Below are 20,403 nucleotides of genomic sequence, written 5' to 3' on the forward strand. Positions count from 1 at the left end.
CAGGAGGTACTTGTCTGGCTCCATAGCTGCACGCGTTCTGGCCAATATAGCCGCCTCCTTGGCTGTTGTTGCACTATTGTTCGCTGTTCCGATTGACATGGTTGGCGGGATCCTCTGGGGGGGTAGTGTTCTTGTATCTGGGCTGCTTGCTGTTGTCTGGAGAATATACTGGCGTTCCCGCCTTGCCAGTATCTCATCTGCACTTTTGACTTGTGAAGTCGGCCTTTGTGTTCTCGCTGTCTTGCAAGGCTTGGCCTGGGGAAGCGGCATTGTAACATTCGGGGGTGTTTTGCCCGGACCTGAAGCCTTTTTGTATCTGCTGGTTCTGGTTGCTGTTGCCGCGATTACGGTGTTGAACTACGCTCCTTTGCCTGCGGGTATGTTTGGTTTTGCAAGTGGGGCCTTGTTCTTTCCTGCGGCTGTCCTTGCCGGCGATGAAGGACCTATTTTACCGCTGATTGGGCTTTCCGGTATCGGTTACGGTATTTTCCTCCTTGCCGGTGGATGGGCACGTTATCGCGAACTGGTCCACCAGTACTGTATCAATGCCAGCCACCGTGATGTGTCAGAGCGGCTTGCCGAGCACGAGGTTCGCCATCGTTCGGTTCTGGAGTATCTGCCCGAATTGGTGGTAGTTCTGGATGCGGATCTGCGTATTACCTTTCATAGCGCTGCTTCGGGGGATCTTTTCGGCTATCCTCCGGGTACCATGCAAGGGATGGATCTTCTCGCTGTTATTGCTCCGGCAGACCGGAGCCGCCTTCACTGTGCCCTGCATGGTCTTTTCCTGGATCCGGAGCAGACGTTTGCAGAGTTGATCGGCGGGCTTTCCCGTGACGGGCGTTCTGTCCCCTTGTCGCTGCGTGGGCGGGCTATACCGGGCGTTTCTCCGGAGCGTCGGCCACAGGAGCTGGTGATTACCCTTCGTGATGCAACTAGGCGCCTTCATGTTGAGGAGACGTTGCGACGGGCAAAACATGAGGCCGAAGCGGCAGGAAAAGCCCGGTCAGACTTTCTGGCTATGATCAGTCATGAAATTCGTACCCCGATGAGCGGGATCCTCGGCTTGGTTGACCTTCTGTCGGTCAGTGACCTGACGGAAGCGCAGAGAGAGCACGTGCGTGTCTTGCAGCGTGCCTGTGATCATCTGTTGGATCTCCTGACAAGTGTTCTTGATTTTTCGCGTATCGAAGCCCGCGGTATACGGATTGAGGCTGAACCATTTGACCTGCGGCGTGTTGTGGGGGCTGTTACGGACATGTTCCGCGGCGAGGCAAAAGCCAAGGGAATACAAATGCGTGCGGTTGTCGCCCCGGAATTGCCGGCAACATGGGTGGGAGACTCCCGTTGTCTGCGTCAGATTTTGGCCAATCTTGTCGGCAATGCCGTGAAATTTACACAGGTTGGTCATGTCGAGGTCTGTGTGCGGGGCTCTTTATCCGGAGATCAGGGGGTCCTTTGCTTTGATGTTGAGGATACTGGTGTAGGTATTGCACAAGGGGCTTGTGATTCTGTCTTTGACCCCTTTGTCCAGGTCAATCGCGAATTGATCGGGAAGTCTGTTGGTTCCGGTCTTGGCTTGGCTATCTCCAGACGTCTGGTCACCTTGCTTGGCGGTAAGATTTCTGTATCCAGCGCTGTTGGGCAGGGGTCTGTTTTCAGTTTTACGATCCCTCTTTCTGTCGGGCCGGAACGTGTCAATCTTGTAAAAGATGTTCTGCCAGTCCATATGCCGCGGGTTTGGGAGAGGGCGCCTGAGGCCATAAAAGTTCTGGTGGTTGATGACTCGGACCTTAACCGACTGGTGATTTGTGAAATGTTGAGTCGCCTTGGATTTTGTGTTGTCGAGGCGCGGAACGGTGCAGAAGCCATCAATTGTCTTCAATCCGGGCCAGAGGGGTATCATCTCGTTTTCATGGATATCCAGATGCCCGAGGTTAACGGGATAGAAGCTGTACGGCGTATTCGTTTTGCAGAGCAATGCGCTGGCCGTCAGCCTGTTCCTGTTGTTGCTGTTTCGGCCAGTTCCCGGGATGAGGATCGTGAAGCAGCTCTGGAGGCGGGTTGCTGCGCCTATGTTATCAAACCCCTGCGACGCGAACAGTTGCTTGAGCTTCTTGATCGCTTCCTTTCGGGGAATAGTATTGTGGCCTGTGTTGATCCATCCATGTGTGGGGCTGTCTCGCGCCTTCCTTCCAGTAGGTCGGTTTCTGTTTCCCCATCCCTTGTGACGTTGTTGCCCGGTTTTCTTGAGGCGATGCAAGCCCATATTACAGAGTTACGTCAGATGGTTGTTCAGGGCAGAAGTATGGATGTTGTGCGCATTGCACATGCCGCGAAAGGGAATGCAATGCTGTTTGCTTGCCCCCGTCTGGTAGAGGCATTGAGACGTCTGGAGGATCAGGGACGAGTCTGGGAGAGCAAGCCGGGAGAAGATTATGACGAGTTAGAGCAAAGCTTCATGCAGGCCCTTGTTGAGGCTGTCGAGCGTGAAGTGCTGTCTCTGGAGCACGAGTCCGGTGGCCAGTTATCTGAGGCTATTGCCTAGACGGGGACTCCTGCGACTTCCTGGATAAAGCTGTCCTACCGGCTGGCGTACGTGAATCCGCCCTCTCCAAAGGCCAGGAAGGAGTCGACATCCAGGACGATCAGCAATTCTCCCTCCAGTCGTACAACGCCGGCCGATATGCCGCGCCAGCGTGGATCCAGCGTGGATGGATTCTGTTCTACACCACGTGTTGGCAGTGTCAGGACATTCCCTACGCTGTCGACCCTGAGGCTGTATAGTTCCTGGCCAAGCTCCACCGTGACGCACATGACGTGTCCCTGCGTTTCGGATTCTGCTTGTTTGGGCAGGCCCAGACGGGTGCGCACGTCTATAACGGTTACAATGCGGCCACGCAGGTTGATGGAGCCCGCGACTTCGGGGGGTGCGAGCGGGATGCGGGCAATCTTTTCGGGGACCAGAATGTCCTGGACGCGTTCCACCGGGATCCCAAACAGCTGACGTTCGACGTAGACAGTTACAAAAACCTGCTCGTCGCGACCAGCGGCGGTACGCCCTCCTGTTGAAGGTACGATATGCCCTTGGCTGGGGGTCAAGTCACCCATGTTTTCACACTCTCCAGTGATCCCCTGTTGTGCACGATAATGAACGCAATGAACTGCCTGTGCCAGATCTTTTGCCAGACTGATGTTGGCCTGTGACGGGATGGACACGAACAGGAAGGACCAAAAGCGAGCAGGCAAAAAAACCTTGGTATGCAAGGTGGAATTTGGCTGTTTCGGCAGTTGTTGTCCGTATCGTCATTTGACTGTGCAGACAAGTGTACATCTTGGTTTCGGTAGGGGGATAGCCCTGTCGTGGTTTTTATAATATCAGTCTATCAATCCAAGGTTTTTTTCGCGTCCTCCGCTTCATGCTGCCACAGCATACCGGGAATCAGCTGCAATCGCATACAAGCAAAACCACGGCGCCGCGATGATTCGGTGTGTAGATCAAGCAAGTGGTCGTGGGTACCTCAGTTGCGCATGTCGGGCTGTTGTTGCATGACATCTTCAGCTGCGCTGATAGCTGAATGGATAGAACTGGCAAGTTCCGGGCTCAGGGCTTCAGCCTCGTGAAGCAAGTATGTCAAACAGGCGTGAATGCCGCGAATGGCAACTACGCGACCCGCCGGGGAGCAGGAATCCGGATCCAAGCCTTCTGTGCATGTATCATGGTACGTTCCATAAATATCAAACGGCATGGCAAAGATTATCCGAAGCAGTTACTACCGTTCCCGTATTTTACCTTTTATTGCTCAGTATTCAATTCTATTTATATGCGCAAATGATAGCATACAATGCAGGCTTTATTCTGGTTTTATGACGGTGTTTTGCCGTTCATTTTCTTTCGTTCTTATAATTTGTGTGGTGTGAGAAGTATTATGGTCTCTGTGATTTCCACGCCTTTCAGCTTTCTGATGTATGACAGGGCATTGTCCAGCTCTGACAAGGATTGCGCCTGCATTTCCATAACAATGTCCCAACGTCCATTCGACGTGTAGATGGTTTTTGCTTCGGGGATTTCGCGCAGGGCCCGCAGGGTGTTTTCGCTGGTGCGCGCTTGTTCGTGGATCAGCGTAATGGCGCGTACCCCTTCTGTGGGGCCAGTTACCTCAGAGCGGGTTCGTACTGTGAAACCAAGAATTTCCCCGTCTGTTTGAAGGCGATCCAGGCGGTTCTGGACAGTGCCGCGTGACACGCCAAGAATGCCCGCCAAGGAGGCAACTGGTAGCCGCGCGTTATCACGCAGCAGTGCCAGAAGGCGTCGATCCAGATCATCAAGAGCCATAGTCCACCAAGAAACCTATTGTTCAGTTTTGTCCCCATGATGCACGCTCGGCCCATTTGGGCAAGCGCCATGATCGGGTCATGCCCGGGTTCATGGCGCGTGAATGGGCCTTGGCTTTCAGGTTTTGACACTGCTATGGTCCGCGCCGGATCAGGCTGGAAAGAAGAGATGTGCACATCTGTAAAGGCCGTGAATGTGGCTATCATTGGGGCAGGGCCGGCTGGCTTGATTGCCGCACAAAAGATTTCATCTGTTTTTTCGGATGTGCATGTCTTTGATGCCATGCCTTCCCCCGGGCGCAAATTTTTGTTGGCAGGTCGAGGGGGTCTTAACCTGACGCATTCCGAGCCTGAGGATCTTTTCCTGGGTCGTTATGGTGAGCAAAGGTCTTGGCTGGAACCTATGATCAGGGCTTTTGGTCCAGAAGACGTTCAGCGTTGGGCTGCCGATCTCGGGATTGCGACATTTGTGGGTACATCGGGGCGTGTCTTTCCCGTTGACTTTAAGGCAGCTCCTTTAATGCGTTCCTGGCTCAGGCAGCTGCGCAGCCAAGGCGTTGTCATTCACACCCGTTGTCGTTGGATCGAGCGTGCTTCGTCCGGAGACTGGGTGTTTGAGAGTCCGGAAGGGCATGTATCTGTCCGTGCGCGTGCTGTGTTACTGGCAATGGGCGGTGCCAGTTGGCCGCGGCTTGGGTCTGACGGGGCCTGGGTTGATATTCTGTCCTCTGCAGGTCTTTCCATTGCCCCGCTGCGTCCTGCCAATTGCGGTTTTGAGCGGGCTTGGTCCGATCATTTTATGGCCCGCTGGGAAGGAGAACCCCTCAAGGGTGTGGCGTTGTCTTTTGAAGGCGTTACCCGGAAGGGCGAAATGATTGTCAGCCGCAGCGGGATAGAGGGTGGCCTCGTCTATGCTTTTGCAGCCGCTTTGCGGAATGCGCTGGAAAGAGATGGTCAGGCTGTGCCCTGTCTGGATTTGTTGCCTGATCGTGGCTATGGGCAGGTGGTGCGAAGTCTCTCATCACCCCGCGGTCGTCAGTCCTGGTCAACATTTCTTAGAAAAACTGTTGGGCTGGGGGGCGTCAAGGCCGCGTTGCTGCGCGAGTGTGTCGATCCCTCTACATTGTCCCGTCCTGATGATCTGGCCCGGTTCCTCAAGGCGTTGCCTTTGTCGCTGTTAGCCCCCCGACCCATAGCCGAGGCTATCAGTTCAGCGGGGGGAGTGGTGCGGGCAGAACTGGACTCCTCGCTGATGCTGTCATCTTGGCCGGGCGTTTTTTGTGCCGGAGAGATGCTGGACTGGGAAGCACCGACCGGAGGATATTTGCTGACAGCCTGCCTGGCAACAGGTGCGCACGCGGCTTCCGGTCTTGTGTCATGGTTGCAGAAGCAGGATCGTTGTGAAGATTAGTCCTGCAAGACACTGATCCGGGTTATGGCGTTTGCTGTACAGAAGACCTTGACGCCCCCCTGGGTACAGACCTGGGAAAGGCGAGGGGAGGTCACCTCGTCTGTGAACAAGGCCGAAACCTGGCTTATATGAGCGATCCGTACAGGTGCCGATCGTGACAGCTTTGTGCGGTCTGCAACCAGAAACACCTGTCTGGCATTTTCAATAATAGCTTGGGCCACGCGTACTTCCCGATAGTCGTAATCCAGAAGAGCGCCATCCTCGTCCATGGCAGATGCCCCGATAACAGCGTAGTCAACCTTGAACTTCTTGACGAACTCGGCTGTGGCTTCCCCGACCAGGCCACCGTCAGAGCGGCGAAGTATGCCACCGGCGACAATGATCTCGCATGATGGGTTCTGGGTCAGTGTATTGGCAACATTAAGATTATTGGTAATGACAAGCAGATTCCGGTGGCCCAGAAGGGCACGGGCAACAGCCTCTGTTGTTGTGCCAATATTCATGAACAGGGATGCGTTGTGCGGTATTTCCGACGCACACAGTCGCCCGATTTCATTCTTTTCGTCGGCAGCAATGACACGGCGTGTTTCGTAGCCGACATTCTCGATCCCTGAAGCCAGCACTGCACCACCATGGACCCGGGCCAGCATGCCACGTTCACACAGCTCGTTCAGATCCCTGCGGATTGTTTGTGGTGTGACCTGGAAGCGGGATGCAAGGTCATCAACCAGGACCCTTCCGGTTTCACGAGCCGCGTCCATGATTTCCTGCTGCCGGAAAGACAGGATCATCGTGTGTCCTTTTCATGCAAGATATGAGCGAGGAAGCATAAGGATCATCTTTTCCCGGTCAAGGTGTAAAAACACGATAAAGATGTCTGGTTTCTACCCCTTGTTTTCGGCTTGTTGTTTTAAAAGTTAAGAGGGAATTGTCGGTATATAGATCTATGGTAGATGCGCTGATATAGTTCTATAACTGTCTTGAACCTTTTTATCTTTATATGAAAATTGATCATCCTTAAGAATATGGGCGTAGAAAATTTGTTCAGTATTTTCTGTTTAACAGGGTCGGGAACAACGTAAGGGGTATGCAATGACAGCGTATAACGCACCCTATGATCTTGCCGTTATTGGTGGCGGCATTAATGGGTGTGGTATCGCGCGAGATGCTGCCGGACGTGGCTTGTCGACGTATTTGTGCGAGCGTGATGACCTCGCATCAGCAACCTCATCGGCCAGTACCAAGTTGATTCATGGTGGCTTGCGTTATCTTGAACATATGCAGTTTCGCTTGGTTCGGGAGTCTCTGGCTGAAAGGAACGTTTTGTTGCGGTCCGCTCCGCACCTTGTTCGTCCTTTGTCCTTTATCCTTCCTTGGGCACCGGGTTTGCGCCCGTACTGGATCCTGCGTTTTGGTCTTTTCCTGTACGATTTTTTGGGGCAGCGTCAGTTTTTGCCTGCATCCCGTGCCTTGGACTTGCGAGTTGATCCGTCCGGTGCGCCCCTTTTACCGGCTTTCCAGAAGGGGTTTGAGTATGCCGACTGTTGGGTAGATGATGCGCGGTTGGTAATCCTTAATGCGCGCGATGCGGCCGAGCGTGGTGCTGTTATTGACAGTGGTACACGGTGTATCAGGGCCCGCCGTGATGCAGGAGGGTGGTGCCTGACTGTCGTGTCGCGTGATTCATCCCGTGAACAGGATGTATGGGCAAAAGTTCTGGTCAATGCATCCGGACCGTGGGTGAATGATGTTATGGCCAACGTGATTGATGGTGCATCGTCTCATGCAGGACCGAGAGAGAAGGTACGCTTGGTCCGTGGAAGTCATATTGTGGTTCCCAAGCAGTTCAGCCATGAAAAAGCTTACATCCTTCAGCACACGGATCGTCGCGTTATTTTTGCCCTGCCTTTTGAAGATGATTTTACCCTGATTGGCACAACAGATCTGGATTACAGTGGTGACCCATCGGATGCCTGCTGTTCGGGGGAAGAGACTGCGTATCTATGTGCGGCCGTTTCACGTTATTTTCGCTATTCAGTTTGTCCTTCGGATGTTGTCTGGACATATTCCGGTGTTCGGCCTTTGTATGACGATGGCGCCTCGGCGTCTCATGCTGTGACACGTGATTATGTTCTGCGTGTTGAGCGACCTTCTGATTCGGCCCCTGTTCTTCACGTTTTTGGTGGCAAGATAACGACGTACCGCAAGCTTGCCGAGTCAGCCCTTGAACGTCTGCGTGAGTTCTTTCCCGGTCTTGGCCCATCGTGGACAGAGGATTCCTGTCTGCCGGGCGGTGATTTTGATCCCGTTGACTTTGACAGACACATTGCAGATCTGTTGAGGGCTTATCCTTTTCTGGACGCGCGTCAGGCGCACCGTCTTTTCAGTGCATATGGTACGTGTGTAAACGATCTTCTGGGTGATGCGTCGTGCTTTTCTGATCTTGGGGAGGCTTTCGGGGCAGGTCTGACCGTTCGGGAGGTGCAGTGGATGATCCAGCATGAATGGGCCCGCAGCGCAGACGATGTGTTATGGCGACGGTCCCGCTTGGGATTGCGCGTGACCCGAGAGGAGGCAGGGGCTCTGGATACCTGGATCCGTAGTCAGGTCTCCTGATTTCCCTAAGTAACACGGCATCAGGTCTTCTATTGTCGGGTTGGATTGCCGAAATCCGGCAAGTCAACCGGCTGGGGAAGGGGTGGTGTCTGATCTTTGGCCTTGGTTTCAGCCTGTTCTTGTCGGGCCTGTAACAGCTCCATCATGTGTGCTGCCCTTGTTCCGGCTTCCCTGGAGTCCTGGCCGGGTCTTCGTGTCGTGTCCCGCTGCACTTTGCGTGGTGCCTGTTGCCGCGCTGCGTTCTTGTAAGCGCGGGATATGTCATCCTCGATCTGCGCAAGGCGTGATGCAATGATGCTCATGTGTTCACGTACAGCGGCTTCGTGTTTGCGTATGCTTTCTTCCGTTGTGGCGCGCAGGTCGTGTTCCATGCGATCAATGCGTACCGCGCTGTCCTGTTCCAGCGACCGGCGGATCCTGCTGACATCCTTGACAAGCTCGGTACGCAACTGGCGTGACTGTTTTCCAAGTTCATCCCGAATATGGCGCAGGTTTTTCTCCATGTCAGAGCGGAGTTCCACCTTTATCTGATAGGCTGATTTGACAAGGGATGACAGATAGGAGAGCAGGAAGAAAAGACCGATAACCAAGGCGGCAACGGATACCGTCAGCCCCGTCAGAACGGCATAATCCATGGCTTGGTCCTCCTCCCCCCGGAAGTCCCGGACGCCGTATGTGGACCACGGCACGGGCATTCGATCATTCTACGTCCGCCCGTTCCGCGTGTACATACGGCTGTTTTCGTCTGTTGTCATGGTTGTCTCTGCGGGGGATGTCGGGCTATCATCTGCGAGTGTATGACTTTACAGACGAGGCGTTGCATGTCTGAGACCGAAGCCGCGCCGAGCGGCGCCCCGGCCTCTTCTCCTTCCTCTACCGATAGTGGAGGGCCCCTGACAACAGAAGATCTGGTCCAGTGGATCACAGAGCGAGGCATGACCGAAGTGGAATGCCTTGTTCCCGATCTTGCGGGTGTACCAAGGGGTAAAATATTACCTGCCCACAAATTTATTGCTGGCCTGAAAGACCGTGGGCTGCGTTTGCCTGAAAGTTTGTTTATTCAGACAATCACGGGGGATTACCCCGAAGAGGATGTGATGGAGGATGTGGATCAGGACATGTATTTGCGTCCTGATCCATCCACGGTCCGAGTCGTTCCATGGTACGACGAGCCAACCTGCCAGGTTATCAACGATTGCTATTACAGGGATGGCAGTTCGGTTGATATTGCGCCCCGCCACGTTCTTCGCCGGGTGTTGTGCCTGTATGAGGAAAAGGGGTGGGCCCCCGTTATTGCCCCTGAGCTTGAGTTTTATCTGGTCAAGGTCAACACGGACCCTGACTATCCTCTGGAGCCTCCCATCGGACGTTCAGGTCGGGCTGAAATCGGGCGTCAGGCTTTTGGGATCGATGCGGTCAACGAATTCGATCCTTTGTTCGAGGACGTGTATGACTATGCCGAGGCTCAGGGGCTTGATGTTGATACGCTCCATCACGAGTCCGGGCCTGCGCAGATGGAGATCAATTTCGAGCACGGAGACCCCTTGGATCTGGCGGACCAGGTTTTCCTGTTCAAGCGTACGGTGCATCAGACAGCGCTGCGTCACAATGTGTACGCGACCTTTATGGCCAAACCCCTTGAGGGACAGCCGGGCAGCGCCATGCATCTGCATCAGTCTGTGGTTGAACGTGACAGCAGGCTCAGCCTGTTTGTTGATCGGGACGGCAAGGAAAGTGATCTCTTCCGTTGGCACATTGGCGGCTTGCAAACCTACTTGCCCCAAGCCATGTTGCTGCTGGCACCGCACGTCAACAGTTACAGGCGGCTGGTGAAGAATTTCTCGGCCCCGATCAACATGCACTGGGGGCGTGACAACCGGACGGTTGGTTTGCGTGTCCCCAACTCGGAAGCCGGCGATACCCGCATCGAGAACCGTTTGTCCGGAGCGGATGCCAATCCCTATCTTGCCATTGCGGCATCGCTGTTGTGCGGCTATCTGGGCATGGTGGAGCGTCTGGAGCCATCAAACCCGATAACGGGATCGGGCTACACCAAGGCCCATGATCTGCCAAAACATTTGCCCGATGCCATTGAGAAGTTCCAGAAAGCACAGCGCCTGCACGAGCATCTGGGGGATTTGTTCGGGGCTGCCTTCACGGCGGTGAAGTGGGCGGAGTGGGATGCCTATCAGGATGTCATCAGCTCTTGGGAGCGTGAGTTCCTGTTGCTGAACGTTTAATGATGGCGTGAATGGATGTCTGGTCCCCGCGTCTGATCAGGGTGACATGACGCGGGGATATTCCTGTTTCGGGCAGCGGTTCATGATGACAGACAGGCCCGCGGCTTCGGCCGTGGACGCAGCGTGGTCGTTCCTTACGCCGATCTGCATCCATATGATCTTTATATGGCGCTGTTGTGCCAGGCGAATGGCCTCGTCCACAATGTTGGGTACGGCATCACTTTTCCGGAAAATATCTACCATGTCAAAATCATGGGGGATATCGCCCAAGGATGCAAAGACCTGCTCCCCCAACAGGGTTTGACCGGCCAGTGACGGATTGACCGGGATGACCCGGTACCCTTTCTTTTGCAGAAAGGCCATCACGCCGTAGCTTGGGCGTTCCGGCCTGTCAGAAGCCCCCACCATAGCAATAACACGCACAGTTTCAAGAATGCTGCGCAGGACGGAATCCGGATAGGCAATCAGGGCATGGGGATCTTGTGGAAGCTGGTCTGGTGTGTGACGGAAGTGCATGGGGTTTTTGTCCATCGTCATGATCTCCATTACCGGCTGCTGTGCTTAATTACTCGTGCGTATGTATATGCACCCGCAGCCATCGGGGCAGGTATCGCAGAATTTTGTCCCACAGGTCCGAGCGTGTCGGGTCAAGGCGAATGCCGACAGAGATGATCTCGTCACCTTCCGTTTGCACGACAACAAGCTCGACCGGGCCGGCTGATACCGCATCTCCGATTGATGGAGTGTCAGCCAAGTGCTCCCTCAGCCATTCTGCAATGGTGACGCCTTCGACAGGCCCATCAACGGGTATTTCGTATGCCAAAGAGACGGGCCCCAGTGCCGTCGCTCCGGGGATAACAAAATCCCCTAGGGCTGTATTGCTTTTCTTCCGGCTATTGGACAGGAATTGTCGATCAAGGGTCAGGCTGTGTTCCGGTGGCGCCAGGAACAGCACAAAGTCACCGGTTTTCAGGGTATGCAGCATGCGTTCGGGCACAACAAGGCCAGATCGCAGGACAGCCAGAATACGCGTTCGCTGGGGGAGGCTGAGTTCTGAGACAGGCCGACCGGCCATGGGGCAGCTTTCCCCGACGGTGTAACCAACAATATCACGGTCCAGGTTTGACGGGATATCGACCTCGAGGCGTCCCTCCTGTGCCGGGGCCGGGGGGATCTCAATTTTCAACAGCCTCGCTGCCAGGCCAATGGTCCACCCCTGCAGGGTCAGGGAGACAAGGACGACCGTGAAGGTAATATTGAAAATGCGCTGGGCTTCCGGAATCCCGGCCAGAACCGGGATGATGGCGAGATAAATCGGAACCCCGCCCCGCAGGCCAACCCAGGCAATAAAGGCTCTCTCCCGCGGGGCAAAGCGGCTGCCAGCCAGGCAAAGGGCCACCGCCACCGGTCGGGCAATGAAAACCATAGTCAGTGCGATAGCCAAGGCCGGTCCTAGATCGGGCAGGAGCTGGTGCGGAGTGACCAGAAGCCCCAGTCCAACCAGAAGGACAAGCTGGCTGACCCAGGCAATGCCATCGTGGAAACGGAGAATGACGCTTTGTGCCCGTAGCCGCTGGTTGCCCGCAACGATGCCGGCCAGATAGACGGTCAGGAAACCAGAGCCACCCATAACGTGGCTGATTCCATAAAGTGACAGGGCGCCCGCAATCAGCATGACAGGGTATAGACCCGGGGCCAGCAAGGTGCGATTGACCAGAAAGGCCAGGGCGGCCCCCCCGCCAATGCCGATTGCCGTGCCCACGCTGAAGGCCTGAAGGAGTGACAGACCTGAGGTGACAAGGGAGTCAGTTGTTGACCCATTGGTCTGGATCATGCCTACCAGCGTAACGGTCAGGAGAACGGCCATGGGATCGTTGGCCCCTGATTCCAGTTCAAGAGTCGAGGACACTCGCTCCCGGACGGCCGATCCTTGTTGGTGCAGCAGCAAAAAGACTGCAGCCGCGTCTGTTGAGGCGACGACTGTGCCGGTCAGAAGGGCCACAAGAACGCCGCTGTCAAAGGCAATCCAGGCAGTTATGCCGGTTATGACGGCCGTAATCACAACGCCCACCGTCGCCAGTGCGGCGGCCCGCCCCCACGATCGTCGTACAGACCGGAATGATGTCCGTAGTCCACCATCGAACAGGATAATCGCAACAGCAACCGAGGCTGCGGTGTAAATGGCCTCGAAGTTGGAAAAACGGATGCCCCCGGGGCCATCTTCGCCCGCCAGCATGCCAAACCCCAGGAAAACCAGAAGCAAAGGGGCACCAATGCGCGTTGACAAGGCGCCAGTAAGAATTGCAACCAGCAACAGGCTGCCACCAATCAGGATAAGGTGGTTTGCCGTTTCCACGGGCGGAATTCCCTTTTCTTTCAGGACGGCAGGCTTTTTCCAGTATAGGGCGCGTACCCCGTTACAGATACTGCTTTCGGGGCGTTGTCATGTTTGGGTGATTGCAATGTGTTGTGCACATAATCCCTGTAATGCCTTGCTTTATGCGGCACTCAGTAAAGGTACTATAAAACCGCACTATTAGCGCATTGATATAAAAGAATTAATTTTGGTTGACGTCTTCTCTCTTCGTGGCATACTCCGCGCTCCTGGTTTCACCGGGGTGCTGGCTTATGGTGCCTGCGCCCGGCGATAAATAAAGTGAGAGCCATGAAAACCTATTCCGCCAAGCCGACGGATGTGTCTCGCAAGTGGTATGTGATTGATGCCGAAGGCGTCGTTCTGGGCCGCCTTGCCGCCACCGTCGCCAATATACTGCGGGGCAAGCACAAGCCAATCTATACCCCGCATATCGACACCGGTGACCATGTGGTCATCATCAATGCCGAGAAGGTCGCCCTGACCGGTCGCAAGCTGTCCCAGAAGCGTTTCTATTGGCACACCGGGTATCCGGGTGGCATCAAGGACCGTACCATGGAGCAGATTCTGACAGGTCCTTTCCCGGCCCGTGTTATTGAAAAAGCCGTGGAGCGTATGGTGCCCCGTGGTCCGCTTGGTCGTGCCCAGCTGAAGAAGCTTCGGGTTTATGCCGGCGCCGAGCATCCGCACGAGAGCCAGCAGCCTGAAGTGCTGGACTTGGCTGCCCGTAATCCAAAGAACAAGAGGAGCGCGTAATCCATGTCCCTCGCGGATTTGAAGGGCTCCGTCATGGAGATGCCAAAAGTCGAGCCGAAGCGTGATGCACAGGGTCGTTCCTATGCAACCGGTCGACGCAAGGATGCTGTCGCCCGTGTTTGGGTAAAGCCAGGTTCCGGCAAGATTATTGTGAATGGCCGCTCCCTGGAGCAGTACCTCGTGCGTCCTGTTCTGAGAATGCTTGTCAATCGTCCGTTTTCGGTTGCCAACGTGTCCGACCAGTTTGATGTGACATGCACCGTCAACGGTGGTGGTTTGTCCGGTCAGGCCGGGGCGATTCGTCATGGTATCAGCCGTGCCCTATCCCTGTTTGATCCGGCGCTGCGTCCTTCCCTGAAGGCTGCCGGGTTCCTGACCCGTGACCCCCGCGTGGTTGAACGCAAGAAGTACGGTAAGCCCAAGGCTCGCCGTTCCTTCCAGTTCTCGAAGCGCTGATCCCAGCGTTCTTTGTTGCTGTTCACTGGGGGCTGGCATGTGTCAGCCCCTTTTGTGCATCAGGAGGGGGCTTTTTGCCCTGTTTCGGGCTGATATGTCTGGAATATGTCTTTGGGTCTTTCCCCTTTATCTTGTTTTGCTGACCTGTTTTCCCCTATCGCTTTATAAAGTTTATTCCTGCACTTTTATGAGTGCATAAGTATGGCATTGCGGACCGCAAAAACCGTTTGCATTGTCTGTCGTCCGGAGCTACAGAAACATTGTCCGTATTCGCACGTGCCCGTCGTCGCCGGACAGCCATAGTTCCTGATTTTCCGGGGCTTTGGAGGCGACCTAAAGCAACGACGTAACGCGGCTTTTTTGGTCTCCGCCAGCCTTCCACCGTTGGCGTTACTGAAGAGGCACTTTACATCATTGCCAAGCGTGCGGGTTGGTTCTCCCCAATCCGAAAACTGGCCCCATGACCCAACAGTCGGCAACCCCCGGCTGCCTGGTGTGCCAGCCACGAACAGCAAGCACTGCCATTCGCCTGCAGGTGCCGGAAGCCTGCGGGATATCCGGAAAAGCATGGGGGTGCTGTCCGGGTGGTTTTCCGGTTTCGTGAAACCTGACAGCCGAAAGCTCGCTGCCATGACTGAAAGAATTCATCATTTCCTTGAAACCCGCCGTCCCGAAGGCCCTTGCCTGGTTGTGGACCTTGATGTGGTCCGTGCCAATTACCAGGCATTTGCCACGTGTTTGCCTGATACGCGTGTTTTCTATGCCATAAAAGCCAATCCGGCCCCGGAGATTCTGTCGCTTCTGGCAGGTCTTGGGTCGTGTTTCGATGCAGCTTCGGTCCCCGAGATCGAAATGGCACTGGCGGCAGGGGCAACACCGGATCGTATTTCCTATGGAAACACGATCAAGAAAGAGACTGATATTGCCCGGGCCTATCAGATGGGCATAACGCTTTTTGCATTTGATGCCCGTGAGGAGCTGGAGAAAATTGCCCGGGTTGCCCCGGGAGCGCGGGTGTTCTGCCGTATCCTGTTCGACTGTGAAGGGGCAGAGTGGCCCCTGTCCCGTAAATTCGGCTGCGAGCCCGAGATGGCTGTTGAGCTTATGGTCTATGCTCATGCGCTTGGCTTGCGTGCCTACGGTGTTTCCTTTCATGTTGGATCGCAGCAGAGTGATGTTGGATCTTATGATCGCGCCTTGGAGCGTGTTGCGGAAATTTTCCAGTCTTTGTCGGAAAAAGGCATCGACCTCTCCATGGTCAATATGGGAGGGGGGTTCCCGGTTCGTTACCTGCGCGATATCCCTGATGTTGACAGTTACGCCCGTGCGATCAGCGATGCCTTGCACCGGTATTTCCGGAATCGTATGCCGGAAACAATTATTGAGCCTGGCCGTGGCATGGTCGGCAACGCAGGTATATTACAGGCTGAAGTCGTTCTGATTTCAAGAAAGTCATCCCGTCCGGATGAATTGCGCTGGGTGTATCTGGATATCGGAAAATTTGGCGGGCTTGCGGAAACAATGGGGGAAGCCATTCGCTATCCCATTCACACGCCGCGTGATGGTGCAGAGATGGCACCATGTGTTCTGGCGGGGCCTACTTGCGATTCCGCCGATGTGCTCTATGAACATACGCCCTATCCCTTGCCTGTTTCCCTGGAAATTGGAGACAAGGTGCTGATCGGCTCGGCCGGTGCTTATACCACGACGTATTCGGCCGTTGCTTTTAACGGCTTTCCCCCTCTACAAGCATTTTATATCTGAACACGTTGTCATACTGTGACTCGACTGCCCCGGACCATGGTTCGGGGCGGTTTTTTACGTCACTTTTGCACTTTCTGCAGTCGTGGATATCCATGTATAGATGATACGATATACCTATGGTAGTTGCATGGTGTGTTGTATTCCAGTATGGGGTTGTCCTTGGGTTGCTTCAGTTTTTTCAGGGGTTGGGCATTCTATGGGGCATGTGCCTGGACGGACGGTTTTTAACGGTCCTATTGTCATTATTGGCTTTGGTGGTATCGGTCAGGGTTTCTTGCCGCTTTTGTTCAGGCACATCGATCTACCGGGCAGGGACGTTACTGTTGTCAGTGCAGATGACAGGGGGCGGGGTATTGCCGAAGAAATGGGCGTACGCTTTATCCAGCAGGCACTGGATGCCGACAACTTGCGGCAGACCTTGGCGCATCTGTTGCAGGGGCGGAGTGGTTTTATCGTGAACCTGTCGGTGAATGTCAGTTCGGCCGCCCTGGTTTCCCTGGCCCGGGAGTGGGGTGCCCTTTATATTGATACCTGTATAGAGCCTTGGGCCGGCGGATATACGGACCCTGCGGCTTCTCCGGCTCAGAGGAGTAACTATGCCCTCCGGGAAGAGGCCATTATGCTGGCAGGCCAGTATGGGAAAGGGCCGACGGCCTTGCTGGCCCATGGTGCTAATCCCGGATTGGTCAGTCATTTTGTCAAGCGCGCCTTGTTGCACATTGCGCGTGATACCGGTGTTGCCGCTACGGCCTCGGAAGAGCAAACGGATTGGGCCTTGCTGGCGCAAAAGCTGGGTATAAAAGGCATTCATATTGCAGAGCGGGATACCCAGCGATCGGCGTGTCCGAAAGAGCAGATGACGTTTGTGAATACCTGGTCTGTTGACGGCTTTATTTCGGAAGGCCTTCAACCTGCAGAGCTGGGATGGGGAACGCACGAGAAATTTTTGCCACAGGGTGGGCATCATCATGACTTTGGCTGCAAGGCTGCCATCTGGCTGGATCGCCCCGGAGCCGTTGTTCGGGTGCGCACGTGGACGCCGTGCGAGGGACCGTTTTTTGGGTTCTTGATTACCCATAATGAATCTATTTCATTGGCGGATTATCTGACGGTCCATGATGGAGACCGTGTTGTGTATCGTCCTACATGTCACTATGCCTATCATCCTTGTGATGCCGCTGTTCTCAGCCTGCATGAGCTTGCAGGAAAAGGGTGGGATGCCCCGCAAGTACCGGTACAGATTGTTGATGACATTCAGGATGGGCATGATGAGTTGGGTGTCTTGTTATTCGGACATCAGAAGAATGCCTACTGGTATGGATCACGGCTTGATATTGCAACAGCACGTGGTTTGGCCCCTTTCCAGAATGCAACGGGGCTACAGGTTACGGCAGCTGTACTGGCGGGCGTTGTCTGGGCTATCGAGAATCCGGATGCCGGTATCCTTGAAGCCGAAGCCTTGCCGCATGAAGATATACTGTCTCTTGCACAGCCCTATCTTGGTGTTGTGGAGGGTGTATATACGTCATGGACGCCTTTGAACGGACGTAGTCGTTTCTTCGATGAATGCTTGGACCGTGATGACCCGTGGCAATTCCGGAATGTTATTGTGTCCTGATCGGGGCGCACAGCGGTGGTGTTGTGGAAGCTTCTGCGTGAGCGGGTTTTCATTCTTGTTTGCATCTGCTGGTTCTCATGATTGGGTGCTATTCAGAACACCTTTATATGGCAGATATTTTTTATGGAATTTATGGACATAGCCTCTTGAAAAGAGAAGGGGTGACAATGATACTGCATTATCGTTGATCGTGATGGGCGGCCAGTATTCGTGTTGCGGTTCTGGTGCCGCTGGTTATGAAACGATGGGGAGAGAGCATCTGCCGGTGGGGAAAGCAGGCAGGTGTTTGGCAAGAAAAGTGGGGCCGGGGGGCTTCTATGAACAGAACACGCGTCGGTTTTGTACCGGTATTGTCGTTTATGGCGGTTTATTGTCTTTCAGCCGTCCAGACTCTCGCTGCTGACGGTGGACAGCCGCAGCCGTGGCAGATGGGATACCAAAAGGCCGCAACCCCGGTCATGGAGCACATCACGTCGTTGCATGACTTCATTACGTGGATCATGGCCGGGGTTGTTGTTCTGGTTCTTGGTCTACTTGGCTATGTGGTCGTGCGTTTCAACGCAAACCGGAACCCGGTGCCGGCAACGTTTAGTCATAATGTGGCGGTAGAGGTTCTGTGGACGCTTGTACCTGTTCTTGTCCTGATCAGTATTGCTGTTCCGTCCTTTCGTCTACTCTATATGATGGACAAGGCACAGGATGCCGAGATGACCCTAAAAGTAACAGGTCATCAGTGGTACTGGTCTTATGAATATCCTGATCACGGCGGCTTGTCTTTTGACAGCTTCATGAAGGATGCGGCGTCGCTTCAGTCAGGCGAGCCACGCCTGCTTTCTGTTGATCGTGAAGCCGTTGTCCCGGTTGGCACAACAATTCGTGTTCTTCTGACTTCGGAAGATGTTCTGCATTCATGGGCTGTTCCGTCTCTTGGTGTGAAAACGGATACAATGCCCGGGCGTTTGAACGAGACCTGGATCCGGATTGAAAAGCCGGGTACCTATTATGGGCAGTGTTCGGAACTGTGCGGTGTTCAGCACGGCTTTATGCCGATTGCTGTCCGTGCTGTCGCAAAAAAAGATTTTGATCGTTGGGTTGCTGCTCAAACAGCCGCTTCAGGGCGTGGTGGAGAGAATGCGGTCGCCTTGAACGTGCACTAGCAACAGCGGTACGCCGAGACAACAAACCCGATACAAGAAACGCAAGGGGAAAAGCGTTATGGAAAGTCATACGGTAGCTGCGCATTCCGGGGGGCACGGACATGCGTCCCCGACAGGATGGAGGCGATGGGTTTATTCAACCAACCACAAGGATATTGGCACCATGTATCTGGTGTTCGCTGTTGTGGCGGGTCTGGTTGGAACCGCAATGTCGCTGGCCATAAGGGCTGAGCTTCATGCCCCGGGGATGCAGGTCTTTGGAGACAATTACCAAAGCTATAATGTGTTTCTGACATCTCACGGCCTTATCATGATTTTCTTCATGGTCATGCCTGGTTTGATCGGTGGGTTTGGCAACTGGTTTGTGCCGTTGATGATCGGTGCACCGGACATGGCTTTTCCGCGGATGAACAACATCAGCTTCTGGCTGTTGCCGCCGTCTTTCCTGTTGTTGGTTCTTGCGGGTCTTAGCGGTCTTGGTCCCGGTACAGGCTGGACCTTGTATCCTCCGCTGTCGACCTTGGGGCATATGGGGGAGCGTGCGGTTGATCTTTCCATTCTGGCTCTTCATATCGCAGGGGTCAGCTCTATCCTCGGGGCCATCAATTTTCTTGTGACGATCATCAATATGCGGGCGCCGGGCATGACCATGCACCGTATGCCCTTGTTTGTGTGGTCTATGCTGGTTACGGCGTTCCTGCTTGTCTTCAGCTTACCTGTTCTGGCTGGTGCCCTGACCATGCTGCTGACAGACCGGAACTTTGGCACGGCGTTCTTTGATCCAGCGGGTGGTGGTGACCCGATGCTTTACCAGCACTTGTTCTGGTTCTTTGGGCACCCTGAAGTTTACATCATGATTTTGCCGGCGTTTGGCATTATCAGCCATATTGTTTCAACGTTCTCCAGAAAGCCTGTGTTCGGTTATCTGGGCATGGCGTACGCAATGGTTTCTATCGGTCTTGTTGGCTTTCTGGTCTGGGCGCATCATATGTACTCAACTGGACTGGCTGTGAATACCCGTGCCTATTTTACGGCTGCTACCATGGCCATTGCTGTTCCCACCGGTATCAAGGTTTTTTCTTGGATTGCCACGATGTGGGGAGGCTCAATTCGCTTTACCACCTCTATGCTGTATGCGATTGGCTTTATTTTCCTGTTTACCATTGGCGGGGTAACAGGGGTTGTTCTGGCCAATGCTGGAGTCGATATTTCCCTGCATGATACCTACTATGTTGTGGCCCACTTCCATTATGTTCTGTCTCTGGGCGCCTTGTTTGCCATGTTTGCGGCCTTTTATTACTGGATTGGCAAGATGAGCGGGCGCCAGTATCCGGAACGCCTTGGCCAGGTGCAGTTCTGGGTGATGTTCATTGGGGTCAATTTGACTTTCTTCCCCCAACACTTCCTGGGTATTTCCGGCATGCCGCGGCGCATCCCTGATTATCCGGATGCCTATGCAGGATGGAATATGGTGTCTTCTATAGGCTCTTATATTTCTGCCTTGGGGGCGCTTTTGTTCTTGGCGGTTATCTGGCGTACCTTTGCTGCCGGTGCCCGTGCAGAAGCCAATCCATGGGGTGAAGGGGCAACAACCTTGGAGTGGACCTTGTCCAGCCCTCCGCCGGAGCATTGCTTTGAAACCCCGCCGCATATCGCTCCGGCCGGTGGTCGCTGAC

At 54.5% G+C, this 20,403-nt stretch carries 17 protein-coding genes; 10 read left to right on the plus strand and 7 right to left on the minus strand.

What is annotated here, in order from left to right; genetic code table 11:
* Positions 1-10 precede the first annotated feature (10 nt).
* Positions 11-2,548, plus strand: coding sequence for a PAS domain-containing hybrid sensor histidine kinase/response regulator (locus HEQ61_RS00340; protein WP_168018607.1), 2,538 nt, complete (start codon positions 11-13; stop codon positions 2,546-2,548).
* A 35-nt stretch (positions 2,549-2,583) separates the two neighbouring features.
* Here the strand turns inward: HEQ61_RS00340 and HEQ61_RS00345 are convergent, their stop codons facing one another.
* The 3 genes from HEQ61_RS00345 to HEQ61_RS00355 all read right to left on the minus strand — a co-directional run bounded on the left by HEQ61_RS00345 (position 2,584) and on the right by HEQ61_RS00355 (position 4,336).
* Positions 2,584-3,111, minus strand: a complete 528-nt coding sequence (locus HEQ61_RS00345) for a chemotaxis protein CheW (protein WP_066136762.1) — start codon at positions 3,109-3,111, stop codon at positions 2,584-2,586.
* 410 nt (positions 3,112-3,521) lie between these two features.
* On the minus strand, positions 3,522-3,749 hold the full coding sequence (locus HEQ61_RS00350) for a hypothetical protein (protein WP_168018609.1): 228 nt from the start codon (positions 3,747-3,749) through the stop codon (positions 3,522-3,524).
* Between the two features lie 152 nt (positions 3,750-3,901).
* Positions 3,902-4,336: an Lrp/AsnC family transcriptional regulator gene (locus HEQ61_RS00355; RefSeq protein ID WP_066135189.1), complete on the minus strand. Its 435-nt coding sequence runs from the start codon at positions 4,334-4,336 to the stop codon at positions 3,902-3,904.
* Positions 4,337-4,504: 168 nt separating this feature from the next.
* On the opposite strand from HEQ61_RS00355, the gene HEQ61_RS00360 reads away from it, so the two are divergent.
* On the plus strand, positions 4,505-5,746 hold the full coding sequence (locus HEQ61_RS00360) for a TIGR03862 family flavoprotein (protein WP_168018610.1): 1,242 nt from the start codon (positions 4,505-4,507) through the stop codon (positions 5,744-5,746).
* Here HEQ61_RS00360 and HEQ61_RS00365 read toward each other — a convergent pair.
* On the minus strand, positions 5,743-6,537 hold the full coding sequence (locus HEQ61_RS00365; RefSeq protein WP_168018611.1) for a DeoR/GlpR family DNA-binding transcription regulator: 795 nt from the start codon (positions 6,535-6,537) through the stop codon (positions 5,743-5,745). The genes HEQ61_RS00360 and HEQ61_RS00365 overlap by 4 nt on opposite strands.
* A gap of 301 nt (positions 6,538-6,838) precedes the next feature.
* Here HEQ61_RS00365 and glpD point away from each other — a divergent pair, with 301 nt between their 5' ends.
* Positions 6,839-8,362 carry a glycerol-3-phosphate dehydrogenase gene (gene glpD / locus HEQ61_RS00370; RefSeq protein ID WP_168018612.1) on the plus strand — a complete coding sequence of 508 codons (1,524 nt, stop codon included), beginning with the start codon at positions 6,839-6,841 and terminating at the stop codon, positions 8,360-8,362.
* A 29-nt stretch (positions 8,363-8,391) separates the two neighbouring features.
* On the opposite strand, the gene HEQ61_RS00375 is transcribed toward glpD, so the two are convergent.
* A complete protein-coding gene (locus tag HEQ61_RS00375) occupies positions 8,392-8,997 on the minus strand; it encodes a hypothetical protein (RefSeq protein ID WP_168018613.1) in 606 nt (201 codons plus the stop codon).
* Between the two features lie 300 nt (positions 8,998-9,297).
* On the opposite strand from HEQ61_RS00375, the gene HEQ61_RS00380 reads away from it, so the two are divergent.
* Complete coding sequence (locus tag HEQ61_RS00380; protein ID WP_245183059.1) at positions 9,298-10,602, plus strand: glutamine synthetase family protein; 1,305 nt, start codon at positions 9,298-9,300, stop codon at positions 10,600-10,602.
* Positions 10,603-10,638: 36 nt separating this feature from the next.
* Here HEQ61_RS00380 and HEQ61_RS00385 read toward each other — a convergent pair whose 3' ends face one another.
* Positions 10,639-11,133 (minus strand): CoA-binding protein, encoded by a 495-nt coding sequence (locus tag HEQ61_RS00385; protein WP_245183032.1) that lies wholly within the window; start codon positions 11,131-11,133, stop codon positions 10,639-10,641.
* 34 nt (positions 11,134-11,167) lie between these two features.
* Positions 11,168-12,958, minus strand: coding sequence for a potassium/proton antiporter (locus HEQ61_RS00390; RefSeq protein WP_168018615.1), 1,791 nt, complete (start codon positions 12,956-12,958; stop codon positions 11,168-11,170).
* Between the two features lie 309 nt (positions 12,959-13,267).
* On the opposite strand from HEQ61_RS00390, the gene rplM reads away from it, so the two are divergent.
* From rplM to ctaD, 6 genes are all read left to right on the plus strand, one after another.
* On the plus strand, positions 13,268-13,732 hold the full coding sequence (gene rplM / locus HEQ61_RS00395; protein WP_168018617.1) for a 50S ribosomal protein L13: 465 nt from the start codon (positions 13,268-13,270) through the stop codon (positions 13,730-13,732).
* Between the two features lie 3 nt (positions 13,733-13,735).
* Positions 13,736-14,188: a 30S ribosomal protein S9 gene (gene rpsI, locus HEQ61_RS00400; protein ID WP_168018618.1), complete on the plus strand. Its 453-nt coding sequence runs from the start codon at positions 13,736-13,738 to the stop codon at positions 14,186-14,188.
* A 630-nt stretch (positions 14,189-14,818) separates the two neighbouring features.
* Positions 14,819-15,952 carry a type III PLP-dependent enzyme gene (locus HEQ61_RS00405; protein WP_168018619.1) on the plus strand — a complete coding sequence of 378 codons (1,134 nt, stop codon included), beginning with the start codon at positions 14,819-14,821 and terminating at the stop codon, positions 15,950-15,952.
* Positions 15,953-16,148: 196 nt separating this feature from the next.
* Complete coding sequence (locus tag HEQ61_RS00410) at positions 16,149-17,570, plus strand: homospermidine synthase (protein WP_168018621.1); 1,422 nt, start codon at positions 16,149-16,151, stop codon at positions 17,568-17,570.
* Positions 17,571-17,887: 317 nt separating this feature from the next.
* Complete coding sequence (gene coxB / locus HEQ61_RS00415; RefSeq protein WP_168018622.1) at positions 17,888-18,727, plus strand: cytochrome c oxidase subunit II; 840 nt, start codon at positions 17,888-17,890, stop codon at positions 18,725-18,727.
* Between the two features lie 58 nt (positions 18,728-18,785).
* Positions 18,786-20,402, plus strand: coding sequence for a cytochrome c oxidase subunit I (ctaD, locus tag HEQ61_RS00420; RefSeq protein WP_168018623.1), 1,617 nt, complete (start codon positions 18,786-18,788; stop codon positions 20,400-20,402).
* The last annotated feature ends 1 nt before the right edge of the window (position 20,403 follow it).

This window comes from Haematospirillum sp. H4485, from assembly GCF_012102745.1.
Taxonomy (GTDB): domain Bacteria; phylum Pseudomonadota; class Alphaproteobacteria; order Rhodospirillales; family Rhodospirillaceae; genus Haematospirillum.